The organism is Oxynema aestuarii AP17, from assembly GCF_012295525.1.
GTDB classification, from domain to species: domain Bacteria; phylum Cyanobacteriota; class Cyanobacteriia; order Cyanobacteriales; family Laspinemataceae; genus Oxynema; species Oxynema aestuarii.
Window position 1 is genome coordinate 246,976 of the sequence record NZ_CP051167.1, and the last position, 21,174, is coordinate 268,149.

Annotated in this window: 24 protein-coding genes; 6 read left to right on the forward strand and 18 right to left on the reverse strand. The window is 43.7% G+C overall.

What is annotated here, in order from left to right; all coding sequences use genetic code 11:
* Window positions 1–24: 24 nt before the first annotated feature.
* Both HCG48_RS01050 and HCG48_RS01055 read left to right on the forward strand, forming a co-directional pair.
* On the forward strand, window positions 25–231 hold the full coding sequence (locus tag HCG48_RS01050; RefSeq protein WP_168567504.1) for a hypothetical protein: 207 nt from the start codon (window positions 25–27) through the stop codon (window positions 229–231).
* Window positions 232–662: 431 nt separating this feature from the next.
* On the forward strand, window positions 663–1,244 hold the full coding sequence (locus HCG48_RS01055; RefSeq protein ID WP_168567505.1) for a VOC family protein: 582 nt from the start codon (window positions 663–665) through the stop codon (window positions 1,242–1,244).
* 171 nt (window positions 1,245–1,415) lie between these two features.
* Here HCG48_RS01055 and HCG48_RS01060 read toward each other — a convergent pair whose 3' ends face one another.
* The 4 genes from HCG48_RS01060 to HCG48_RS01075 all read right to left on the reverse strand — a co-directional run bounded on the left by HCG48_RS01060 (window position 1,416) and on the right by HCG48_RS01075 (window position 5,974).
* Window positions 1,416–2,345 carry a LysR family transcriptional regulator gene (locus HCG48_RS01060; RefSeq protein WP_168567506.1) on the reverse strand — a complete coding sequence of 310 codons (930 nt, stop codon included), beginning with the start codon at window positions 2,343–2,345 and terminating at the stop codon, window positions 1,416–1,418.
* 129 nt (window positions 2,346–2,474) lie between these two features.
* Entirely contained in the window at window positions 2,475–2,654 is a 180-nt protein-coding gene (locus HCG48_RS01065) for a hypothetical protein (protein ID WP_168567507.1), read from the reverse strand.
* Between the two features lie 593 nt (window positions 2,655–3,247).
* Complete coding sequence (locus HCG48_RS01070; RefSeq protein ID WP_168567508.1) at window positions 3,248–4,057, reverse strand: pentapeptide repeat-containing protein; 810 nt, start codon at window positions 4,055–4,057, stop codon at window positions 3,248–3,250.
* A gap of 1,239 nt (window positions 4,058–5,296) precedes the next feature.
* Window positions 5,297–5,974, reverse strand: a complete 678-nt coding sequence (locus HCG48_RS01075) for a sulfotransferase domain-containing protein (RefSeq protein ID WP_246259815.1) — start codon at window positions 5,972–5,974, stop codon at window positions 5,297–5,299.
* A 258-nt stretch (window positions 5,975–6,232) separates the two neighbouring features.
* Here HCG48_RS01075 and HCG48_RS01080 point away from each other — a divergent pair, with 258 nt between their 5' ends.
* Window positions 6,233–6,772 carry a Uma2 family endonuclease gene (locus tag HCG48_RS01080; protein ID WP_168567509.1) on the forward strand — a complete coding sequence of 180 codons (540 nt, stop codon included), beginning with the start codon at window positions 6,233–6,235 and terminating at the stop codon, window positions 6,770–6,772.
* Window positions 6,773–6,850: 78 nt separating this feature from the next.
* On the opposite strand, the gene HCG48_RS01085 is transcribed toward HCG48_RS01080, so the two are convergent.
* The 4 genes from HCG48_RS01085 to HCG48_RS01100 all read right to left on the reverse strand — a co-directional run bounded on the left by HCG48_RS01085 (window position 6,851) and on the right by HCG48_RS01100 (window position 8,593).
* A complete protein-coding gene (locus HCG48_RS01085) occupies window positions 6,851–7,120 on the reverse strand; it encodes a hypothetical protein (protein WP_246259816.1) in 270 nt (89 codons plus the stop codon).
* Window positions 7,121–7,201: 81 nt separating this feature from the next.
* Complete coding sequence (locus HCG48_RS01090) at window positions 7,202–7,522, reverse strand: hypothetical protein (protein ID WP_210437139.1); 321 nt, start codon at window positions 7,520–7,522, stop codon at window positions 7,202–7,204.
* Between the two features lie 183 nt (window positions 7,523–7,705).
* Window positions 7,706–8,014, reverse strand: a complete 309-nt coding sequence (locus tag HCG48_RS01095; protein ID WP_210437140.1) for a hypothetical protein — start codon at window positions 8,012–8,014, stop codon at window positions 7,706–7,708.
* A gap of 183 nt (window positions 8,015–8,197) precedes the next feature.
* Window positions 8,198–8,593, reverse strand: a complete 396-nt coding sequence (locus tag HCG48_RS01100; RefSeq protein WP_320415764.1) for an MraY family glycosyltransferase — start codon at window positions 8,591–8,593, stop codon at window positions 8,198–8,200.
* Window positions 8,594–8,655: 62 nt separating this feature from the next.
* Here HCG48_RS01100 and HCG48_RS26365 point away from each other — a divergent pair, with 62 nt between their 5' ends.
* The 3 genes from HCG48_RS26365 (at window position 8,656) to HCG48_RS01115 (ending at window position 9,849) form a co-directional block, all read left to right on the forward strand.
* Window positions 8,656–8,784 (forward strand): hypothetical protein, encoded by a 129-nt coding sequence (locus tag HCG48_RS26365; protein WP_281362065.1) that lies wholly within the window; start codon window positions 8,656–8,658, stop codon window positions 8,782–8,784.
* A 568-nt stretch (window positions 8,785–9,352) separates the two neighbouring features.
* Window positions 9,353–9,610 carry a type II toxin-antitoxin system VapB family antitoxin gene (locus HCG48_RS01110; protein WP_168567510.1) on the forward strand — a complete coding sequence of 86 codons (258 nt, stop codon included), beginning with the start codon at window positions 9,353–9,355 and terminating at the stop codon, window positions 9,608–9,610.
* On the forward strand, window positions 9,607–9,849 hold the full coding sequence (locus HCG48_RS01115; RefSeq protein ID WP_320415765.1) for a type II toxin-antitoxin system VapC family toxin: 243 nt from the start codon (window positions 9,607–9,609) through the stop codon (window positions 9,847–9,849). The genes HCG48_RS01110 and HCG48_RS01115 overlap by 4 nt, the downstream gene beginning before the upstream one ends.
* Here the strand turns inward: HCG48_RS01115 and HCG48_RS01120 are convergent.
* The 10 genes from HCG48_RS01120 to HCG48_RS01165 all read right to left on the reverse strand — a co-directional run bounded on the left by HCG48_RS01120 (window position 9,825) and on the right by HCG48_RS01165 (window position 20,195).
* On the reverse strand, window positions 9,825–10,346 hold the full coding sequence (locus HCG48_RS01120) for an MraY family glycosyltransferase (protein WP_168567511.1): 522 nt from the start codon (window positions 10,344–10,346) through the stop codon (window positions 9,825–9,827). The genes HCG48_RS01115 and HCG48_RS01120 overlap by 25 nt on opposite strands.
* A gap of 80 nt (window positions 10,347–10,426) precedes the next feature.
* Window positions 10,427–10,873 carry a DUF29 domain-containing protein gene (locus HCG48_RS01125; protein WP_168567512.1) on the reverse strand — a complete coding sequence of 149 codons (447 nt, stop codon included), beginning with the start codon at window positions 10,871–10,873 and terminating at the stop codon, window positions 10,427–10,429.
* Window positions 10,874–11,042: 169 nt separating this feature from the next.
* Complete coding sequence (locus tag HCG48_RS01130; RefSeq protein WP_281362066.1) at window positions 11,043–12,137, reverse strand: aminotransferase class I/II-fold pyridoxal phosphate-dependent enzyme; 1,095 nt, start codon at window positions 12,135–12,137, stop codon at window positions 11,043–11,045.
* A 39-nt stretch (window positions 12,138–12,176) separates the two neighbouring features.
* Window positions 12,177–12,809, reverse strand: coding sequence for an acetyltransferase (locus HCG48_RS01135; RefSeq protein ID WP_168567514.1), 633 nt, complete (start codon window positions 12,807–12,809; stop codon window positions 12,177–12,179).
* A gap of 12 nt (window positions 12,810–12,821) precedes the next feature.
* Window positions 12,822–13,463: a sugar transferase gene (locus HCG48_RS01140; RefSeq protein WP_168567515.1), complete on the reverse strand. Its 642-nt coding sequence runs from the start codon at window positions 13,461–13,463 to the stop codon at window positions 12,822–12,824.
* Window positions 13,464–13,473: 10 nt separating this feature from the next.
* On the reverse strand, window positions 13,474–14,685 hold the full coding sequence (locus HCG48_RS01145; protein ID WP_168567516.1) for a glycosyltransferase family 4 protein: 1,212 nt from the start codon (window positions 14,683–14,685) through the stop codon (window positions 13,474–13,476).
* Entirely contained in the window at window positions 14,682–15,794 is a 1,113-nt protein-coding gene (gene wecB / locus HCG48_RS01150) for a non-hydrolyzing UDP-N-acetylglucosamine 2-epimerase (RefSeq protein WP_168567517.1), read from the reverse strand. The genes HCG48_RS01145 and wecB overlap by 4 nt, the downstream gene beginning before the upstream one ends.
* The gene (locus HCG48_RS01155; protein WP_168567518.1) at window positions 15,791–16,999 is read right to left on the reverse strand and encodes a hypothetical protein; all 1,209 of its coding nucleotides are present in this window, start codon (window positions 16,997–16,999) and stop codon (window positions 15,791–15,793) included. Before HCG48_RS01155 ends, wecB begins: the two co-directional genes overlap by 4 nt.
* A gap of 27 nt (window positions 17,000–17,026) precedes the next feature.
* Complete coding sequence (locus tag HCG48_RS01160; RefSeq protein WP_168567519.1) at window positions 17,027–18,844, reverse strand: glucosamine 6-phosphate synthetase; 1,818 nt, start codon at window positions 18,842–18,844, stop codon at window positions 17,027–17,029.
* Window positions 18,845–19,064: 220 nt separating this feature from the next.
* Entirely contained in the window at window positions 19,065–20,195 is a 1,131-nt protein-coding gene (locus tag HCG48_RS01165) for a glycosyltransferase (protein WP_168567520.1), read from the reverse strand.
* Between the last annotated feature and the right edge of the window lie 979 nt (window positions 20,196–21,174).

A 21,174-nucleotide genomic window follows, 5' to 3' on the forward strand; every position in this document is an offset into this window, starting at 1 on the left:
TTTGAACTCACGAACTAGCTGGATATGGAAACGAACGGCGATCGCGTGCGGGCAATCTGCCTGTTGGCGCGCGGCGATCGCCGTAACCTATTATTGTTAGTCATTCTCGGCAAAAGTTCGCCGTTGCCCGAGCGACCCCGATGGGATGAGGTCGATCTCGGCTTGTTACAATTAAACTTGGCACTCCCACGCCTAAAGACAGTGGGATTGTTGGTTCGACGACAAGACTGACACATTCAACCCGGAAGCCAAATGTCTAGAGATCTTTATCTCCCCAAGCGTTCGCCCCCATTTCAGGGAACCCGTTCCGGTCTGCCCCACCGTACAAAGGAGTCCAAAAATCTTGAGTCTGCGGACTTGAAGCTCGAAGCTTTGACCCACACGAGCGATTTTCCATGTGGAAGCGACAAGCTTCAGTTTTCAAGGTTCCGACCTTCCGATGCCAGGGGGTTAACGAGGTTCGTTACCCGTACCTCAAGCGCAATTTTAGCCAGCAATGCAGCAGTTGTGCCACATCTCCAATCAAGCTCCCCTGGAAAGACCCGGTTTTAGACTCCAAATTTTCGATAAATTGCTTCGAGCTTTAACGAGTTTTCGGCGATCGCTCAACCGCAATATTTTGATTGCTAAATTCTAGCTTTGCTTTCCCCTCTGATAAATACATGGATCTAACCGTTAGTTTTAGTTTGACCTCAAGCGCAATTGTAGCGGCGTTTCCCCTCGATAGTTTGTTTTCGACTCAGGGGATCATGATTATGCTGCTGGCAGCTTATGCCGTAGCAATGTGGATGTTTTTGACCAGCGCGCCCAAAGTCTACACGATTATGGTGTCCGACTTAGAAATTGCCCGTCAGTTTTACGAAGGGATGCTAGAGTTGCCTGCGGCGGACGTCCCCTTGCACTATTACTACAACTACGAACAAACATTAGGGGGGGCAGGCATCGATCCACTCTACCTCTCTTCCGCCAGTCTCGGCGCCCCGACCACCCAGGGATTGGGCGGATCTGACGGACTGTGGTACACCCTCAAGAAGAATACCCAGCTTCACATCATTTCAGGAGCGAGTTTGGGCCACAAAAATCGACAGCGTCACGTCGGATTCGATCGCGACGGCTTAGAAGCGATTTTATTGCGCGTACAAGCTTTGGGCGTCAAATACAAGATTCGTCGGGAAAAACCGCTCAACTTTTTGGTCAAAGATATCGAAGGACGGACCATCGAAATGGCCGAAGTTTCTAGTTAAGGCGCACAAATGCGTACAAAAGCCCCCAGATGGGGGCTTTTCAATTCGGTTGAAAGCTCGGAATTTCCGGTATATTGCTGCAATTGGTCACCCCCCTCAAATAACGCCGATCTCCCCTCGTTTAACCCCCGAGGATTCTAAGCCGCGCGATCGCCGTCATGGCGAAATCGTTCAATCGGTGATTTTAAAGTCGGCGGTCTCCTGCGCGACTTTGCGACCTTCATTGAGCAAATAATCGAAAAAGGTTTGCGCCACCACGGACAATTGTTTGCCCGCCGGATAAATAACGTGCCAGTAGCGGCGAATCGGGAAGTGTTGGACGTCGAGAATAGTCAGGCGCTTCATCGACCCTTCCAGGGCCAGGGTATGGCGCGAGAGAACCGAAATGCCGAAGCCTCCGGCGATCGCCTGTTTGATCGCTTCGTTACTGCCGAGATCGAGACGCACTCTGACATCGACTTCTTTTTGATCGAATAACTCTTGAACCGCACTGCGCGTTCCCGAACCCGGTTCGCGCATGATAAACGGTTCCCCGTTCAGCCGTTCGATCGGGATATTTTTCTCCTTGGCGAGGGGGTGATTGGTCGGCGCCAGAACCACCAACGGATTTTCCAAGAAGGGCTGACAACTGATATCCTTACTTTCAGGCGGATTGCTCAGGATGTAAAGATCGTCCAAGTTTTGATTGAGGCGATCGAGAAGTCCTTCGTGATTCATCACGTTGAGGGAAACTTCGACCCCGGGATAACGCTGGCAAAACGGCCCGAGTAAGCGCGGAATCACATATTTTGCCGTCGTGATCGCGCTCAAGCGCAATTGACCTTGTTTCATGCCTTTGAGATCGGCAACGGTCATTTCAAATTGAGCCAAACGCTCGAATACATCCCGACAGGTTACGAGTAATTCTTGTCCCGCTTCCGTCAGATATAACTTCTTGCCGACTTGCTCGAACAGGGGCATTCCCACCGCTTTACCGAGCTGTTTGACTTGCATCGAAACGGACGGTTGCGTCAGAAACAGCTCTTCTGCGGCACGAGTAAAACTCCCATGTCGGGCTGCAGCTTCAAACACTTTAAGCTGATGCAGTGTTGCCTGCTTCAAAACCCTTTCTCCTTTACCCAAAAATCTATAAACTAAAACTTATTATAACTATCAAAAGCCGTTACTTTTCTTTATGGTAGGCTTGCGTTAATATAATTTTACGTTCAATAACTGTAAGATTTCCTTCCTTCACCGGGGCGTTGCCCGAGAAATCGATTTTCTCAAGGGAATACCTGTAGTCATTATCTCCTGCTTACTACCCTGACGAATGTCGGTGACCGTGCAACGCTTTTTTACTTGACTCCCTTTAACATTGTAGGGGAGGCGATCGCCTCCTTCGGGAATATCCTCCCGAAAAACCCTTTCCACTTGACTTTTCTCCTTTACCCATTGGATTTGGCGACAGGAATTTTCCCGAGTGATTTTACTCGCTAGTAGCTCAGTGTTCCTTACTCCTGTTACTGGTATCTTTCCTGCTCGTATTTCCGGCTAGCCTAGGGGTTTTTCCCCTAGGTTTTTTATTGAACCCTATCGCTTGTGCAGTTGTTGCCTTTCCCAATCCACCCACGTAACCTGTAATTTCCGTACAAACGGCAATCCAGCCACCCAGCAATAATGGTTATCACCAAATTGAGGATGGCTAGATTGCCGATAATTATAAAATTCGTAAAAATTTTGACGTTTTGAGGGGTTTGGGGAGTAATCAATCCCCCTCAACAATTTTCAATGGAGCGTTGGGATGCACGGACTCCCCAAACATGCTATAACTCTCCTCCCTGACCGAACCCGAAATAGCAAAAACCAAGGTAGATCCATACAAGTTTTTTGGACAACCTGTAGTTTCTATAAATCTTAGGAACTAGGATAGCGCCGATCGCCTAGATCTAAGACCCATAAGTTCCCTTACAGGCAATTTATTGGATTATTGTCGGAGTTGTATTGTTTGAATCAGCGTGGGTCGTTCACGAAGGCAATCCAGGACGGGGTAAATCGAAATGATTGCTGGATGAATGAGAAGAATGTGAAGAATTCAGAAAACTTACGTAAGACATATTTGCATGTTGTTTTGGTGGGGGACTCGGTTCTGGCGATCGCATTCCCGGGCCGTGTTCTTGATACAAACCGATCGCCCCTTCCAGTTTTGCCTGAGCTAAATTAGCACCACTTAAATCCGCGCCACTTAAATTGGCTCCATTTAAGTTAGCATTTAATAAATTGGCATTTCTCAAGCTCACGCCACTCAAATTAGCATCGCTTAAATCCGCTTCGACCAAACGAGCATCACTCAAATCCGCATTGGACAAATTCGCTCCGATCATTTGAGCGTGACCGAGATTAGTCCCCGCCAGATTCGCACCACTCAAATTCGCCCCAGTTAATTCAGCACCGATTAAATTCGCCCCTTCCAGAGAAGCCCCGCTTAAATTGGCTTCTTCTAAATGAGTATTGACTAAGCTCGCAAACACCAAATCCGCACCTCCCAAGTCGGCGTGATGGAGTTTGGCATCTAAAAGATTGACACCTTTCCCATCAATCCCGCTTAGATCGCTATTTCCTAAGTCCGTGGCGACCAAGTTCGCAAAACTGAGATCCGCACCACTTAAGTTAGCCCCGGCGAGATTGGTTCCGTTGAGATTGGCAAACATTAATTTAGCCCCACTCAAATCCGCCCCACTCAGATTGACCCGAGTCAGATGGGCATCTCTAAGGTCGCCTCCCTGACATTGTTTCGTTGCCAGTAAGCGTTTGATATGGGAGTTGTTGGCAGACATATCCTTATCCTCCGATCCTAGAACTGCCGATTTCTCGCGTCAGAAACCCGCAGGTAAAATGCTTCGTAACAATGCACAGGGCGTTTTACCCACCGCAAAAATTTAAAAACCCACTGTTATTTACACGGAATCTGAGAAATTTCAGGATAGTTCGCCAGAAAATCGGGCTGCCTATAGCCGAGTCTCCCTTAAATTCACAGAATATCGGCTTTAACAAGCATGTGTGTCTTGGCATTAATCCAAACAGTTGTAAGGATAAAAAACAAAAGTTGCTCCCGAATAAACACAGGAGCGATTGAAGGGAAGGACGATGTTTGTTCCGATCTAAAAATCGATCGCCTACCCGATGCGCGTCGTCGATGCACTGACCAATAAAAATTAGCCCACTTGCTCGTTGGGTGGAGGTGGAGATCGAGGGTCAATGCAACCGCTTGAAAGAGCAAGAAAGCAAAAGTCATCGAACGATTGAAATATTGACCCTATATTCTTTGTTGATAAAAAAACCTCCCAGCCAACTGACTAGGAGGAAGTCAGGGTGCAACTGCTTTATTTCTTCCTCGATTGACCGATAACTCCGGACTTGTTTTGAGCTTTTTGAGAGAATCCGGTCGCGCGAATCCCAGCACTACCCAACTCACGGTCTGAAAAGACGGCTCAAAAGCTGGCCCCTTGGCGGTTTGATTCTAAATAGCGATCTTTTGCGGGGGATTGAAGTAGGATGGCGTCTGCGATCGATATATATAATCCGCGATCGTTATGTATAGTGTATTTTTGTATAAATAACCCATAAGGCGATTGAGTTGCTGTTCGCCCCTCTCAAAAGTTGATTTTTGTCTCAAATCAACTCATTTCTCAAATTATGATGGTTCTACCGAACCTAGTATGGTGAAAATTGCAAAAATCCTGTTAGAGCAGGACTTGGCCTCAATTTGACAATAAAGCAATCTATTAAGAACCAAAACTCACTCTCACTCAGTCAGATATATTGGGTTTAGAAATGTTAGATTTTGTAAGTGCGGCAGATTTAACAACTGGGTTGGCAAAAGTTGAAGAATATTCTGAGGAGAGCGATTCCTATGGAACACTTCGTGAACGTACTGATGAGGAAGAGTAGGATTATGGTAGATATGGTAGGGTGCGTTAGCAGGAGACAAAATGAGGATACCAACATTTAACCTTCATTCCTGCGTAACGCACCGAAACCTTGGAATTGTTGCTTAAAGCAGCGCCTAACGCACCCTACCAGTTGAAGTTTTGTCCGAGATAATCTTCGAGTTGCTGGTTATAGGGGCGGAAATATTCCGTAAGCTGTTGATTGAACTCTGGGCTAATGGCGTTATACTGTCGCGGATTAAGATTGCGATATTCCGGTAAACGGTGATGTTCCAGTCCTAAAAAGGTGTAAATCTGTTGCAGGGTGGCGGGGGGATTCTGAAATAAGTCTTCGCTGGGAAGGACGAGAATCTGTTCTCTGGGAAACTGCTCGAACCACTGGGGAAAATAGCGGATATACTGGCTAAAGGCAAGGTTACGAGCTAGGTTTAAACTAATGTCAGTTTGAACAATGGTCTGTTGTTTGAGCAAACATTGCAGCCAGCTAACCCCTGTTTTTAGGTCGGTATAAAGTTGGTCGGCTATGACATCAACTTTGGCTAAATCAATGTGGGTTACGCCGTCAAGGGTTTGGGTAAAAGTGGGGTCGCTGATGTTTTGGCGCTGATAAAAGTCTGAGATGGTGCGTTGGACGGGATTTCGCAGCAGGATAATGATTTTAATGTCTGGAAACCAGTGGCGCAGAGATTGGGCGAGGTGGGGTTGAATGATGTATCCGGGGGTGGCTTCTCCGGTTTGATAAGTGGGATGTTCGATGGGTGGAAAATAATCCAGATAATCGGTGGGAATTTCCCTTGTTGCCAATGGGTTTCACCCGTGAAGTAGCGCAGTTCTTTGGCAAGGGTTAAAGGTTAAAGCTTTCTGGTAATGGTTGAGAACGGCTTGGGTGTGGGAATCGTTTTTCACGCTGCATTAGACATCTCCAATAATTGCGCGTTACTCCAGCCATATCAACACTTTAGATCTGATTTTTGGAGATGTCTATTGATTTCGTTGCGATCGCTTAAAATAAACCATAGCTCAACGGTAGCTTATCTCAAGTTGCTTTTAGTAGAGATGTCTATGTCACAGTCAACCGCAACCGTTCCTTTGGTAGAATTTTTGGCTCAATCGAATATTGAGTCCTCTCCAGCATGGGAATTAATTGATGGGAGGGTTGTTCAAAAGCCTATGCCAACTCTGTTTCATTCACGCTTGCAACGTAATCTGGTCAATACTATCAATAATCGCGCCGATGGGTTTGAAGCCATTCAAGAATTACGCTGTATTATTCCACCTTATTCCCCCGTCCCCGATATTGCTGTCATTGCTGAGGAAAGACTTTCGGATGAGGATGAGCCATTCAATGGCGCTCCAGATTGGCTGATTGAAATTCGCTCTCCTGACCAGGGGACTTTAGACTTACAAAATAAGATTCTCCACTGTCTCAGTAATGGGACGCAACTGGCTTGGTTAATCGATTGTCAACGCCAGCAGATTTGGGTTTGGGAAGGGGAGAATTTACCAATTATTTATTCGGGTGCAGATGTTTTACCCGATCTTGGTCTAGGTCTAGAGCTTACGGTGGATCGCATTTTGGCAATGACTCGACAAAAGTCGTGATGCGTTCTCTAGTGAAATTCAATAGTTCCTTGGCTGGGGGATATCCCAGAGCGTCCAGGGTCGTCCCGCAATGCGTTCTTAGATTTTCGTGGGTTGGAGGCTAAAGGTTAAGCACAGCGTAAACGCAACATGGGATTGACATTCGTAGGATGCGCGGCGGTTTTGCTCAAATGTAGATGCCAACTGCTCTACTACTTGTTCTGACAGCATCTCATTCACCAACTGATAAGCAGCATCAGGGTTTCCTGATTTGGCTGCACGGTAGGCAAAATGCTTTTTAACTTCTAATTCTGGGGCATGAATCCATACCGATGGAAATTCATCCCAAGGAAATCGCACAACTGTCATTAGCCAAACAACCTCCACTGAATAGCCCCTGAGAAACCGGCTTTCTTGCCGGAATTCTAGCCAAACCCCCAATCTTTACGTCTAAAAAGCAGATTTCTGACCCGTTTCCCGTTCTCCCCTCAAATACACCTCTCCCCCGACGATCCCCACCACCGCTAGGGCTAAACCAATCCAAGCCCCCACTACTCCCCACAGCAGAATACTCAAGGCAATCAGCAGAGTACAGCCAATATACGTACTGGCAACTTGGGCGTGAGTCCAACCGGACTGCTGCAATCGTTGATATAAATGACTCCGATGGCCTTTGAAGATGTTTTCCCGACGGATGAGGCGGCGGATGAGGGTATAGATGGCGTCAGCCGTGAGGGGGAGGGTGATGGTTAGGGCTGTCCAAGCTTGCATGGGATTGTCGGCGTTGAGGAGGGCGATCGCAATGGTTGCGCCGAGTGGTGCGTTACGGCTGGAACGAAGGTTAATTGTTTTTCCCTAAAATTAATTGCCAGCCTAACACACCCTACCGAGGGAGCGCGATCGCCCATCCATCCCTCTGTTCGATGCAGCAGAAGACACAGCATTGCTGTGTCCCTACGGGTGGATTGCTACACTCCTCCCCAAATACACCTCTCCCCCGACCATCCCCACAACTACAAGGGCTAACCCTATCCAAGCCCCCACTACTCCCCACAGCAGAATACTCAAGGCAATCAGCAGAGTACAGCCAATATAGGTACTGGCAACTTGGGCGTGAGTCCAACCGGACTGCTGCAATCGTTGATATAAATGACTCCGATGGCCTTTGAAGATGTTTTCCCGACGGATGAGGCGGCGGATGAGGGTATAGATGGCGTCAGCCGTGAGGGGGAGGGTGATGGTTAGGGCTGTCCAAGCTTGCATGGGATTGTCGGCGTTGAGGAGGGCGATCGCAATGGTTGCGCCGAGTGGTGCGTTACGGCTGGAACGAAGGTTAATTGTTTTTCCCTAAAATTAATTGCCAGCCTAACACACCCTACCGAGGGAGCGCGATCGCCCATCCATCCCTCTGTTCGATGCAGCAGAAGACACAGCATTGCTGTGTCCCTACGGGTGGATTGCTATACTCCTCCCCAAATACACCTCTGCCCCGACGATCCCCACCACCGCTAGGGCTAAACCAATCCAAGCCCCCACTACTCCCCACAGCAGAATACTCAAGGCAATCAGCAGAGTACAGCCAATATACGTACTGGCAACTTGGGCGTGAGTCCAACCGGACTGCTGCAATCGTTGATATAAATGACTCCGATGGCCTTTGAAGATGTTTTCCCGACGGATGAGGCGGCGGATGAGGGTATAGAGAACCGTACTGCCCACATCGCCCATGAAGATTTTGGCGGGAGACCAGTTCCACCACAAGAAGCCCAGGAGGGCAGCAATGAGAAGCCACCAGAGGAATTGGTGTAGGTCGAGGGCGAGAAAACCTTCTCTAATTTTCACAGCCTCGGAACGTTTTCATTCTAGTGCTAGAATCTAGGTTGATGGTGAGTCCGGAGGTGACTATGGAAGCTCTGCGAATCATTACCAAACCTGTCAATGGTCAATTGGTTATCGATCTACCGCTTTCTTTAACCAGCGATCGCCAATATGAAGTCATCGTCCTCCCAGCTATGTCGTTTTACTTAACTTAGAAAGCTCCCTAACCCGCATGGCAATTTCAACTTTGCTCTGCCTGAGTAATTCTATTTCCGATTCGGTCAATTGTCGGGGTTTTGAGCAAGTAACGTGCTTCAGACTCTGTAAAGCAGTCAAAGTTGAAGCCGAATCGGTTTTGCCACCATTGTTCAAGTTCGCATCCATGTTTTGACCTCAATGCATTCAGACTGGTTTCTGTTAAAGCGAGATTGGCTGAATAGGGTTTGCCCGTTAGGGCGGTTGCAACTATGACCTTTCCTTGGCCTCGAATAATATGCGATCGCTCTTTGGTGAGGGTTCTACTTGAAAAACTGGGTTTCTGCCCTAAGTTTCTGCCTAACACCAAGCGTTAGTCAAGAAACCCGGTTTCTGACCCTCCTGCTAATCTGCTGGTTTTCTTTCTAATTGACCTAAGATAATCAGGCTTTCTAAGTCTTCTAACGCTCCGGGTAAATATTGGTATATTTCCCCTCAAAAGGTATGGATATTTTGGATGAATCTTACACCAGTCAAGACAATATGGTATAATGGTAGAAATTTTATACCTTGGTATTGGCAATGGGAATGAACATTAAAGACCCTGATGTCCATGCAATGACTAAGGAATTAGCCAACCTGACTGGGCTGAGTCTGACCGCAGCAGTGAAGATGGCGGTGGAACGGGCATTAATTCAAGCCAGAGCCGAACACCAGCGGCCAAAGTCTCGCTCTATTGAGCGGAATCTGACTGAGATTTCTTTGCGCTGTGCGGCTTTACCAGATGGCGATCGCCGCAGTATGGACGAGATTCTCGGTTACGATGAGTTTGGCTTGCCGTCTTGATGGTTATCGATACATCGGCGATCGCCGCAATTTTGTTTGACGAACCAGAACGGGCGGATTTTATTAGCAAAAATCAGGTGGATTTTGCCGCTTTAGCTTGGCGAAATTATGGCAAAGGTCGGCATCCTGCGGGACTAAACTGTGGGGACTGCTTTGCTTATGCTCTGGCTAAGGCTACAGGGGAGCCACTGCTGTTTAAAGGGGCTGATTTCTCTCAAACTGATATTGCGATGTGTTGAGTAGTGGTTGATTGATGCGATCGCAGACGCAGGAATCGATCGCTGGCTTCGCCCCTACTCCCATATACCCTACACCCTACACCCCGGCTTAAATAAACCTCTCCCGCGACCATCCCCACGACTACAAAGGCTAACCCTATCCAAGCCCCCAGGGCACCCCAAACCAAAATATTCAGAGCAATGAACACCGTCACCCCAATATAGGTGCTGGCAACTTGGGCGTGAGTCCACCCGGATTGCTGCAATCGTTGATACAAATGACTCCGATGGGCTTTGAAGATGTTTTCCCGGCGCATCAGGCGGCGAACCAGGGTATAGATGGCGTCGGCGCTGAGGGGGAGGGTGATGGTGAGGGCTGTCCAGGCTTGCATCGAGTTGTCTGCGTTGAGGAGAGAAATGGCCACTGTTGCGCCGAGGATCGTACTGCCTACATCCCCCATAAAGATTTTGGCGGGGGACCAGTTCCACCACAGGAAGCCCAGGAGGGCAGCAACCATGAGCCACCAGAGGGGTTGCTGGAGGTAGGAGATGTCCAGAAGGTTTTGGCGAACCTAGCAGGCGGAATGCTTCGCCCGCCCTACGGTAGCCAATTTTCATCCAGAACTTGCTCTAGAGTGAAGCAAGGGTCTTCAGGAACGATCTCTGAATTGAAACCTGTGGCATCGAGAAATAGTTTCCGCCCATTCTGATATTCCTGAATAAAGTTTTCCTGGAGATAGTTTTTGAGACTGGGACTATCTTTGAGGATGAGTTGAATCTGCAAGCGAAAATTTCTAATCTCTAATCTCCAGCCTCGAATACAAGTTTCTCGTTCTTGTTCCCAATATTTGACTTTGAGCAAGTGTTCGCACAGTCGCATGAGGTAGCTACAAATAGCCCGTTTGTCTCTTTTGCCCAAACTTTTTATCTCTTCAATCAAATTCTCTAGGTCGATATGGCTGAAATCGTGGGTTTGCAACTGGGCGATCGTTTGTTCCAACCAAAGTTGATAGTCTGTATCGTATAAGGTTAATGTTGATTTCATTTCGATGCCACAAGTTGTTTTTAAATCTGTGCGGGACAATATTTTAATTTTATTTTACGCAGCCCCAGGACCAGTGGGGAGTTTTTATGCGATCGCCTTTGCTGGCGACGATCGAGCCCAAGCCGCCGCCGCGTGGGTTGGAATGGCTCAAATTTCTCGCTCTTTGCTCTCAGTTCTTCAATCCTTTAACCACCTCAATCACTCGCTCTAGCTCTTCTGGCGTTAAATTAGAGCCAGAGGGCAAGCATAAGCCAGTTTCAAATAAGTATTCTGCAACTTCACCCCCAATACATTCACATCCAGCAAACACGGGTTGTAGGTGCAGGGGTTTCCAAACGGGACGCGCTTCGATTTGCTGTTCGGCGAGGGCTAGGCGGACTTGTTCGCGATCGCATCCAAATGCTTTTGGGTCTATAGTCAGACAAGTTAGCCAGCGAGTTGATCTGCCAAAAGCAGCTTCCGGCATGAACTCGATTCCGGGTAATCTGCCTAAAGCCTGTTGGTAAACTTCAAAGTTATGGCGTCTGGCATTTACACGGTCTCTCAAAACCTGCAACTGACCCCGACCAATTCCAGCGAGAACATTGCTGAGGCGATAGTTATAGCCGATTTCTGAATGTTGGTAATGAGGGGCAGGGTCGCGGGCTTGGGTTGCTAGGAAACGGGCTTTAGCAACTAGGTCGGGGGCTTCGGAAACGAGCATCCCACCGCCAGAGGTGGTGATGATTTTGTTGCCGTTGAAGGAATAGATGCCAATTTTGCCAAACGTTCCAGGAGATCGTCCTTTATAGGTTGCGCCGAGGGCTTCTGCGGCATCTTCGATGAGAGGGATATTATAGTAGTTGCAGATTTCTAGAATGGCGTCAATGTCAGCACTTTGTCCGTAGAGATGGACGAGTACCACTGCTTTGGGGAGTTTGCCCGTTTTAGCCCGGTGGTCTAGGGCTTCTTGGAGTAAGTCTGGATTCATATTCCAGGAGGTGCGATCGCTGTCAATAAAAATAGGTTTTGCGCCTAGGTAGGTAATCGGACTGGCAGTGGCAATAAAGGTAAGGGTAGAGCAAAAAACTTCATCCCCAGGTTCAATGCCAATCAGTCGGAGGGCAAGATGCAGGGCAGCCGTGCCAGAACTGAGAGCAGCAGCGTGGGAAGTGCCGACGACTTGGCAAAATTCTTGCTCGAAGGCATCTACATGGGGACCGACTGGGGCGATCCAGTTGGTGTCAAAGGCTTCTTTGACAAATTCGAGTTCGGAGTCACCCATGTGTGGGGTTGAGAGTAGGATTTGTTTAGGCATCTGCCCTTACTGTGAGTAGTTATTCTGGATAATTTTAGCTGGGCAGCCGTAAGCTAAACAATTAGAAGGTAGAGATTTAACAACAACGGAGCCAGCGCCACAAGTGGTATGTTCTTCGATTTCAACCGAAGGGCAAACACTACTACCAACTCCTAAGAATACGCCCTTGTCTAGCTGAACTTGACCGCAAAGAGAGCAGCCTGGGGCGATGTGGCAGTAATCACCAATGATACAATCGTGGTCAATTGTAGCTCCAGTATTAATAATAACGTGATGCCCAATCTTAGTGTCAGTATTGATTACAGCATTCGCCATTACCACAGTACCAGGAGCAATATCTACGCCTAAAGCGATTTTAGCTGAAGGATGAACAGCCGTTGTAAAAGAAAAACCTCGATCGTTTAGTTTTTGAGCAATCTTTTGGCGAATGCGGTTATTGCCAATACAAACAATCCACTGACTATGAAGCGAAACAGTGGGTAGGAGTTGTGAAGCTAGGTAAATAGGGACTCCATGAATTTGCTCAATTCCAGCAGGAGGATTGTCATCAACAAATGCTGTGACAGACCTTTGTTGTTTTAGCAGGATATCTAATATAACTTTGGCGTGTCCGCCACAACCATAGAGATAGATGTTCAATATGTATAACCTCTATTTTGTTGAGGAACGATTGCCTTGAAACTCACTCATAGTGACGTGGTTGGCTGCTGATATCCCTTCACGTTTGAATACTTTAATAACCGTTAAAAATATAATTTTTAGGTCTAGCCAGAGGCTCCAATTGTCAACATACCAGACATCTAGTTTAAACTTTTCTTCCCAGCTTATTGCATTCCGTCCATTCACCTGCGCCCAGCCAGTAATCCCTGGTTTGACTTCATGGCGACGGGCTTGTTCGCTGTTGTAGCGATTTAAGTAGGCTACCAGTAGGGGACGTGGGCCAACAAAGCTCATATCCCCTTTTAAAACATTCCAAAGTTGGGGGAGTTCGTCGAGACTGGTCTGGCGAAGAAATTGGCCGATGGCTGTCAGGCGTTTCTCGTCAGGAAGAAGGTTGCCGTCAGAATCCCGCTCATTACTCATAGTTCTGAATTTATAGAAAGTAAAAATTTGCTCATCTTTCCCAGGTCTTTGTTGTGCAAAGAAAATTGGATAACCCATGCATAGGTAGATAGCAATTATCATGACTAGCATTAAAGGAGACAGCAGGAAAAACGATAATAGGGATAAGGCTCTATCTATAATCCATTTTATACAACGGGACAACTGCTTTTTGTTTTTTACTTCACTCATTTTTTGACTTTTATGAAACCATTTCCTCTATTAAGGTATTCAGTCTTTTTCCCAACGATTGATAACTATGATATTTCTCCACATAAGCACGACCTCTTTGACCCATTTCTAATCGTTCTTGTGGTGAGAGGGATGCCAGTGTTTTTATCGCATCAGCCATTGCGTTTGGATCTTCCGGAGGGACTGTAATACCAGCATTAGCTTCTGCTACAGGGTTATTACGAGCAGCGCAGCCAAAAACTATAGGCTTGCTTGATGCCAAATACTCGAATAGTTTATTTAAACTAATGCCATATTTGTAAATATTTAAATCAAGAAGATTCAAGACAAGAATATCTGCCTCTTCCATTGTTTGAGGCACTTCTTTGCGTTTGATTTTTTTCTCTAGTTTTACGTTTTTTAAGCTCAGTTTTTCGATTTTTGATTGTAGTAGTTTCTTTTGAGGACCTTCTCCAATAAAGCGCCAGTAAAATTCTCTTTGGTCTAATCTTGCTGCTGCTTCAATTAATGTATCTAGAGCATTTGCTTTTCCATGAGAACCTAAATACATCACTGTGAAATTTTCAGTATTTTTAGAGTTTTTTGAGATCAATTTAAATTTGTCTAATTCGACCCCATTTGGTAAATACTCAATAATTTTTGAATGACCCCCATGTTGAATAATATATTCATTTGCATAGGGAAGTAAAGTTATGATTTTATCTGCTTTCTTATATAAATACTTTTCTAATAGTCTAAAAATAATAGATAATGGATGATATTTTCCAAGGACTTTCATATCTATTAATGTTTGAGGCCATAGGTCTCGAACTTCAAAGAAAAAAGGTACATGGAAGCGATTGGCAAGTCTTTCAGCAGCCCAGACCGCAAAAAGATGAACAGAGGAACCAATCACTATATCCGGTACTTCTGTATTTAACTCTTGCGGTAACTGTAAAACTTGCCATGTAAAGTACAACATATTCCACAAACGGCTAATGCCATTTTTTTTATATATAGGTGTCGGCAAAAAAAGAAAATTGACACCTTCTTTTTTATCAGGCTCAATTAATCTAACTGCTGGGGAGTGACGATATTGAGAATTTACTAAATGATGGGTCTGAGCAGCGATAATAGTTACTTGATGACCTAGCTTGACCAATTCTTTTGCTAATGAATAATGACGAGTACTTGATCCTCTTTCCGGAGAGGTCGCATAATGGTTAACGATCCAAATTTTCATGCACTTCCCAGTAATACTTTAATGATTTTGTCTGCTGCCGTCCCATCACCATATAAATATTGAAAATCTGTATCCTGTGTAAAGGATGCCAGTTTTTTTACTTTCTTTTCCGAATTAAGAATCGCGTCTTGATGGGAGCCAACAAGAATATTTAACCCCGATGTAACTAATTCTACCCATTCTGTTTCCTCTCGCAATGTCACGCAGGGCTTACGAAAAAAAAATGCTTCTTTTTGTAATCCACCGCTATCAGTAAATACTCCTTGGCAGTGAGATAGCAGAGTAATCATATCAAAATAACCTACTGGGTCCATTCTCCTAACTTTAGAGCTATAATCACTTCCCAGTAGCTTACGAGTTCGAGGATGTAATGGCAAAACTACAGGAGTAGTTTCGGAAATGGTGTTGAGAGCATCCATGATGTTACTAAAACGAACTGGGTCGTCAGTATTTTCTGCTCTATGCACTGTTGCTAAATAAAAATTGCCGCTCAGTTCATCAATCAGTGACGATATCTTATCCGTGGGTTTGGCAATTTTGCGGTAAAACAAAACCGCATCATACATCACATCCCCGACATTGGTGATTAGGGCTTGTGTTCTTTCGACTATGCCTTCATTCTGTAAATTTTTAACAGCAGTCTCCGTAGGACAAAATAACCACTTAGAAATCTGGTCAGTTAACACTCGATTGACTTCTTCTGGCATCTTCATATTAAAAGAGCGTAGCCCTGCTTCCACATGAGCAACAGGAATATGTAGCTTGACTGCTGCTAGAGCGCCTGCTAGAGTGGAGTTAGTATCTCCATAGACCAGAACCACATCAGGTTTTTCTTGGAGAATCACCTCCTCAATTTTTTCCAGCATTCGCCCAGTCATGGCACCATGTGAACTCCCACCAATTCCTAGATGGTAGTTAGGCTGAGATATTTGCATCTCTGAAAAAAATACATCTGACATATTCTGGTCGTAGTGCTGACCTGTATGTACGAGAACCTCATGTATAGTTAGTTGGTACAGGCTTTGATTATATTGCTCAATAGCTCGCGAAACTGATGCCGCTTTAATAAACTGTGGTCTAGCACCAACGATAGTTAAGAGTTTCATCATAATTGATTAATACAAACATCGTAGTATTTAGCTAATTTAGCTATACCGAGCATTACTCCATAGCCTTTTTCAGGTAGTCGATCTTCTCCTAGCAAATCTTTAAAATCTTGCCACGGTTTGCAATCGTAAGGTGACATTTCCATCCATAAAGGTATAAATGTTAGAGAACGAGCTTCCTTAGTACCATCCACTAATCCGGCAAATTTGCCATTTTGGGAAATTTTACGATAAGTTTTACTAAAACTATTTATATCTTCACTGTTAAACACCATCGAATGTCTATGGGCTAAAATCGCAAAATCTACATCGATACCGCCATGGGACACATCTTCTCTTTTTTTAGAAATCTGGGATATATCTAGTGCTTCTCCATACCAATAATCCCATACATAAAATCCATTACTATCTTGCCTAACTCTATTTAAAAAATGTTTACCTAATGCGTTTGCTTTCTTACAAAAAGGGTTCATATTACTTTGGATATGACATAGCAAGATCGCAGTTCTTCCTACAGCTAGTTGTTGATTAAAGGGAGCAGGAATTAAAGTTGATTTTGCTTTTTCTGAAAAATGTATTGCAACCGGTTGCTCCCTTGCAGCAAATTGGTAATAGCCGACTTCTGTATTTTGATTAAAAGTCCAATTTTCATCAAAAACTGACAATGCTTCATTAGCTACCCGAACATAAGCATTGGCTTTGTCTTGAAACTGGTTTAAACTCAAATCATTGTTGACAATTTTAGCAAAATTCACTAAAGGATAAGTAATCATTCCTGTATGAACAAGATGAACAACTCTTATATTACTTGGGCTATATTTAGTCGCTCCCCATCCCACTACGGATCTACCTCTGTAATCTTGAATATTTCTGTTTTTATCCGTATTGGCAATAACGCGATCGGCCTGAGTAACAAACTTATCAAGATATTTTGTATCTTGCGTGGCTTCATACATATCTAAGTAAGCTTCAAAAAGATAACTTTGACCCCAAGCTAGAGAGCCGTATTCGTTAGTTACCTTACTGAAGCCATCGCCCCCTCTGAAGTCATTGTCCATTCGATCAAATCTAGCCCACAACTGCTCTTTTGAAAAATCTGAAGCATTTAAGCTTTGAACTGTAGAAAAAAAACAAATAATCCCTAGGGCAATAAATATTGCCAACTTAATTTTTGGCAAATTTAAAACGGTTACTTTGATTAACTTCATAAAGTTATTTTAGGATGGTTTTTGCCACTAATAAGGGTAAAGTTTTGGAATAGCATTTACTGCCTGAATCACTTCCTTGAAATCCATTCCGACAGTATCAAGATACCATTTAATGTTGGGGTATCGAGGCCGATTTTCATCTTCAACTAATGCTAGTGCTTTGTCTCTGGTTATCTGACCTTCTCGGATCTGATTACTTCTGAAAGTATCATGTTCAGTAAAACCAGCAACAGTATAGTAAATGTAGTTATAAAAGGCAGCCGTACCATCTCCAATACGCCATGTTGCATTAGTATCTACGGCTCTTTCCCAATCATAGCTATCCAGAGTATCTTCAACCAACTTTTCATCCCAAGTCCAGTAATCAAATATATGAAAATAATCACTCTTTTTTGTAAAACTACGGTAATATTCACCAGACAGCGTATCCCACAGTGAAGCGTTAAAGTATCCCGGGCTTTCAAGCATTGCCTTAAAACGTAAATATTGATATCTCAATTGCTTAGAGATTCCGTGAGTGTAAACCCGTTTTTCGTCGAAATACGGAGGAATTCCAAGAAAACCAGCTTTGAAATGTGTTACTTCAAGCGGGTTTACTCCCCAAAGATTTAGACTAATTCCAGTTTGTTTTTTGACTGTTTCAATATGTCGGAAAAAATGTTTATCACCTGCTGTAAGAATACTAACCATACCTAGGTGTGGTGATTTAAGCCATGCAGACAAATTTTGGGCTATGTACTTACGCTTCTTTTCAATATCATCAGCAACGATAATATTTTCCACTCCTAACTCCGCGCACATCCGACTAATATTGCGTCTACCTAAATCAGTCACCATCCCCCAATCATAAGTGTAAGCAACTGGCTTCATTTGAAGTTCCTTCACTACTAAATGAAGGCCATAACAGCTATCGCGACCACCAGAAAAAGGAACAATACAATCATTTCCAACTTTGCGGCGATAGGATTCAACTAATTCAAAAAGTTCTTCCTTGGGCTTGGGTATATTTCTCAACTTATAGTTATTACAATAATTACAAACCCCATCAGCATCAAACTTAATAAAAGGCATTGTTTCGGGCAGTAAACATTTTGTGCAACGACGAATGCTGACTTTTTTATATTCTAGTAGATGTTCTTCAAAATTAGAAGTGGTTAGTGTCGGTATTAAGTTTGTCTTCCTGATTTCTTGTTTCTCTGAGTAAATAGAATTGTTCGATTTAGGAATATCTAAAATCCTTACACCTTTTACTTGATTAATGTTTTTACAGCCAATTTGAGTTAAAGGGTAACTTTCAGAAGCAAAGGCGATAGAATCATTTTTATCTCCTTGATACAAACTGCCGTTATTGGAAAAAATAAGTAACTTTCCAAGTTGCGGAATTATAACCGCGCAGGCAACTACACCCTGACAAAGCTTTAAAACAGTAGTTGATACATCCTCAACTGTACCACCGGATTCCAGATGCCACTGTGTAATTGCCGCTATTATCTCTGTATCTATCTCTAATTGAGGCTTCTTACCGATATGTTCCCAGAGTCCCTCGTGGTTGACTATAATACCATTGTGTATAACACCAATGTTATCCCTTACAATTGGTTGATTATCGGAAAGACCATTTGTGATTAATCGACTATGCCCCATAACAATAGAACAAGAATATGGAGCAACATTTTTAACCAGTTTTGTTAATGGATAATCAGCCTTATGGACATAATATTCATTATTCTTATACAAAAACAATCCACTAGAGTCTTTTCCTCTTTGTTGGGAGTGTTTGGCTAATATATTAAGGTCTGTCTTGCTAACTGGTGTCTTTGAGATGATACCGAAGATACCACACATAATTATTACTCCTTTTATATTAAACAGAACTTATGCACAGCAGCTATATATAGCGTTTAAGATCGATATCTATATCTAGTAAAAACGGCAGCATCCCAACTTTTGCAAATTTCTAATCCGCTATTGCCAACCACTTTCAAAAGCCTGACTAAATAGCCTCTTCCAGTAACAAGTATAAATACTCTATTGCATAACTAGGATGCTGCCAGTAAAAACTAGCTTAAATTTTCAGTATTTTTTGATAGAGATCGACTAATTGCTCGGATTCTTTTTGCCAGGTCAATGTGTTGACTCGCTCTCGCAATCCATGACGCAATTGCATCGCTTCAATAGGGGTGATATTAGTTAACCAATCAATCAGGATATCGCGTGATGGTTGTATTAACCATCCTGCATTATAAGTATTGATAATTTCCGATTGATCGGGGAGAGCAGATGCTAAGACAGGAATGCCTCCCAGTAAAGACTCAAAAAGCTTATTGGGTAAAACATAGCGCTCATTAAGAGAAACATCTTCAATTAAGGATATACCCACATCAGCTCCAGCCGCATAATTGACAACTTCATAATGGGGAACTGGTGAAAGCCAATGAATTCGCGGGCATGATTTTTGAGCAGCTAAAATAACTTCTTTGAGAGAGCCATCTCCCATGAAAAGGAGATGATGAGGTACTTGTTCTGACTGAAAAGCCTCTAAGCATAGTTCGATCCCACGTGCTTTCGACAAGTAACCAAAGTATAGAAAAAGCAAAGCGCGATCTGGCACTTTAAACTGTTGACGAAGAGGTTTTGGCGAAATGGATAGTGGACAATTGGGGATGTTACGAACTAACGCTGTGGGTACAGCAGTATAGTGAGACTGATACCATGCTTTAATTGAAGGACTAACAGTGATGAAAGCATCGATGTATGGCCATAATAGCTTTTCCTGTAATCGAACAATGCTTTGCCGCATCCCTCGCAAACCAGTTCGCTCAGTTTCTAGCTCATGAGCATCATAGACAATTTTTGCGCCTGTTAGCTGCTTCAAATGAATGGCTATTGCCAACGGATGAAAGTCATGACAGTGAATAACGGTCAGCGGTTTATTTGCGTAAGCCTGAACTACACGCCAGTGCCATTCTAAATATTTAAGTCCCTGATTTAATAAATCCTTCGGTAAACCACGACCTCTAAGACTAAATCGAGAGATGTGGCACTTTCCTAAAGTTTCAGTGGCTAAGTCCTCCGGATCACGAATTCCGGCAATTTCTACTCGCTCGAAGAAGTTAGAATCCGCTATCGACTGAGTTTCTTTTAATATACGGCTATCACCAGTAATAGAGTTAAGAGCCAGATGAAGATTTATCATAATTCAATATTTTTTGGTACAACTACTTACCTTTTCTATCGTAATGCTGTCTTTCATTACTCTTAATCTTATAATTTACCCCATCAATGGTTACTAAATAACGAAGTGGCGTAACTCTTTATCTATATCTATTTCTTTTTTTTGCTTGCAATCTTGAATATTTTCTTAATTCGTTCTGAGAGTGATAACTCAAGATATAGGCCGGCTTATTTGTTCTACATTCTAACAGGCTATATACTAACATTAAGCCTAATGAGGAGTTTGTGAAACTGAGAACTGAGTAGACAGTTCCGACAACAATGTACAAAATACAGAATGTTATAAATAGTTTTGGCTGCGATCTGGATTTTAACCATGCGTTCTTATAGTATAAGAAGGTTAAAAATAAGGTGAAAGGAATTCCCGCGATGAAGATATACTGAAGCGTATTGCTATAAATATACTCATAGTTATCCAAGTAAGAATTCGTATTGGATACAAGAAAAAGTTTTTGCGATCCCATACCCAAAATAGAGGTTTTTAAAATTCCTTGTGTTGATTCGATAAAATTAAGATACATTAGATAAGCAACCTCTCTTCCAGAGAAAGAAGATCGACCGAGAATAGTAATATCAGATGCTCGGCCTGATGAGTCTACGAGATAGGGGATTATTAGAATCAAAGTCAAGGGAACTAATATGGCTAGAGTATAAAAGAAGGCAAACAGAAATGTCTTTAATTTATAAAAAATAGTCTGAAAAATGTTTTCTGGAAGTATCCATACAGTTATTACTGCAACTGTAGCTATCAGATTACCTCTCGAACCGGCAGAAAAAGCAGCTATAGCTATAGCAATTAGAAATAAAACTAACTTTTTTTTGTTTTTTTTGAATAACAGAACACCCAAGCAAAAAACCTGAAAAACCGTCCAATTGTAGTTAAAAGGAAGACTATAGAAATCTAACAAAAGCAATCTCAACAAAAAATTGAGAATAGATAA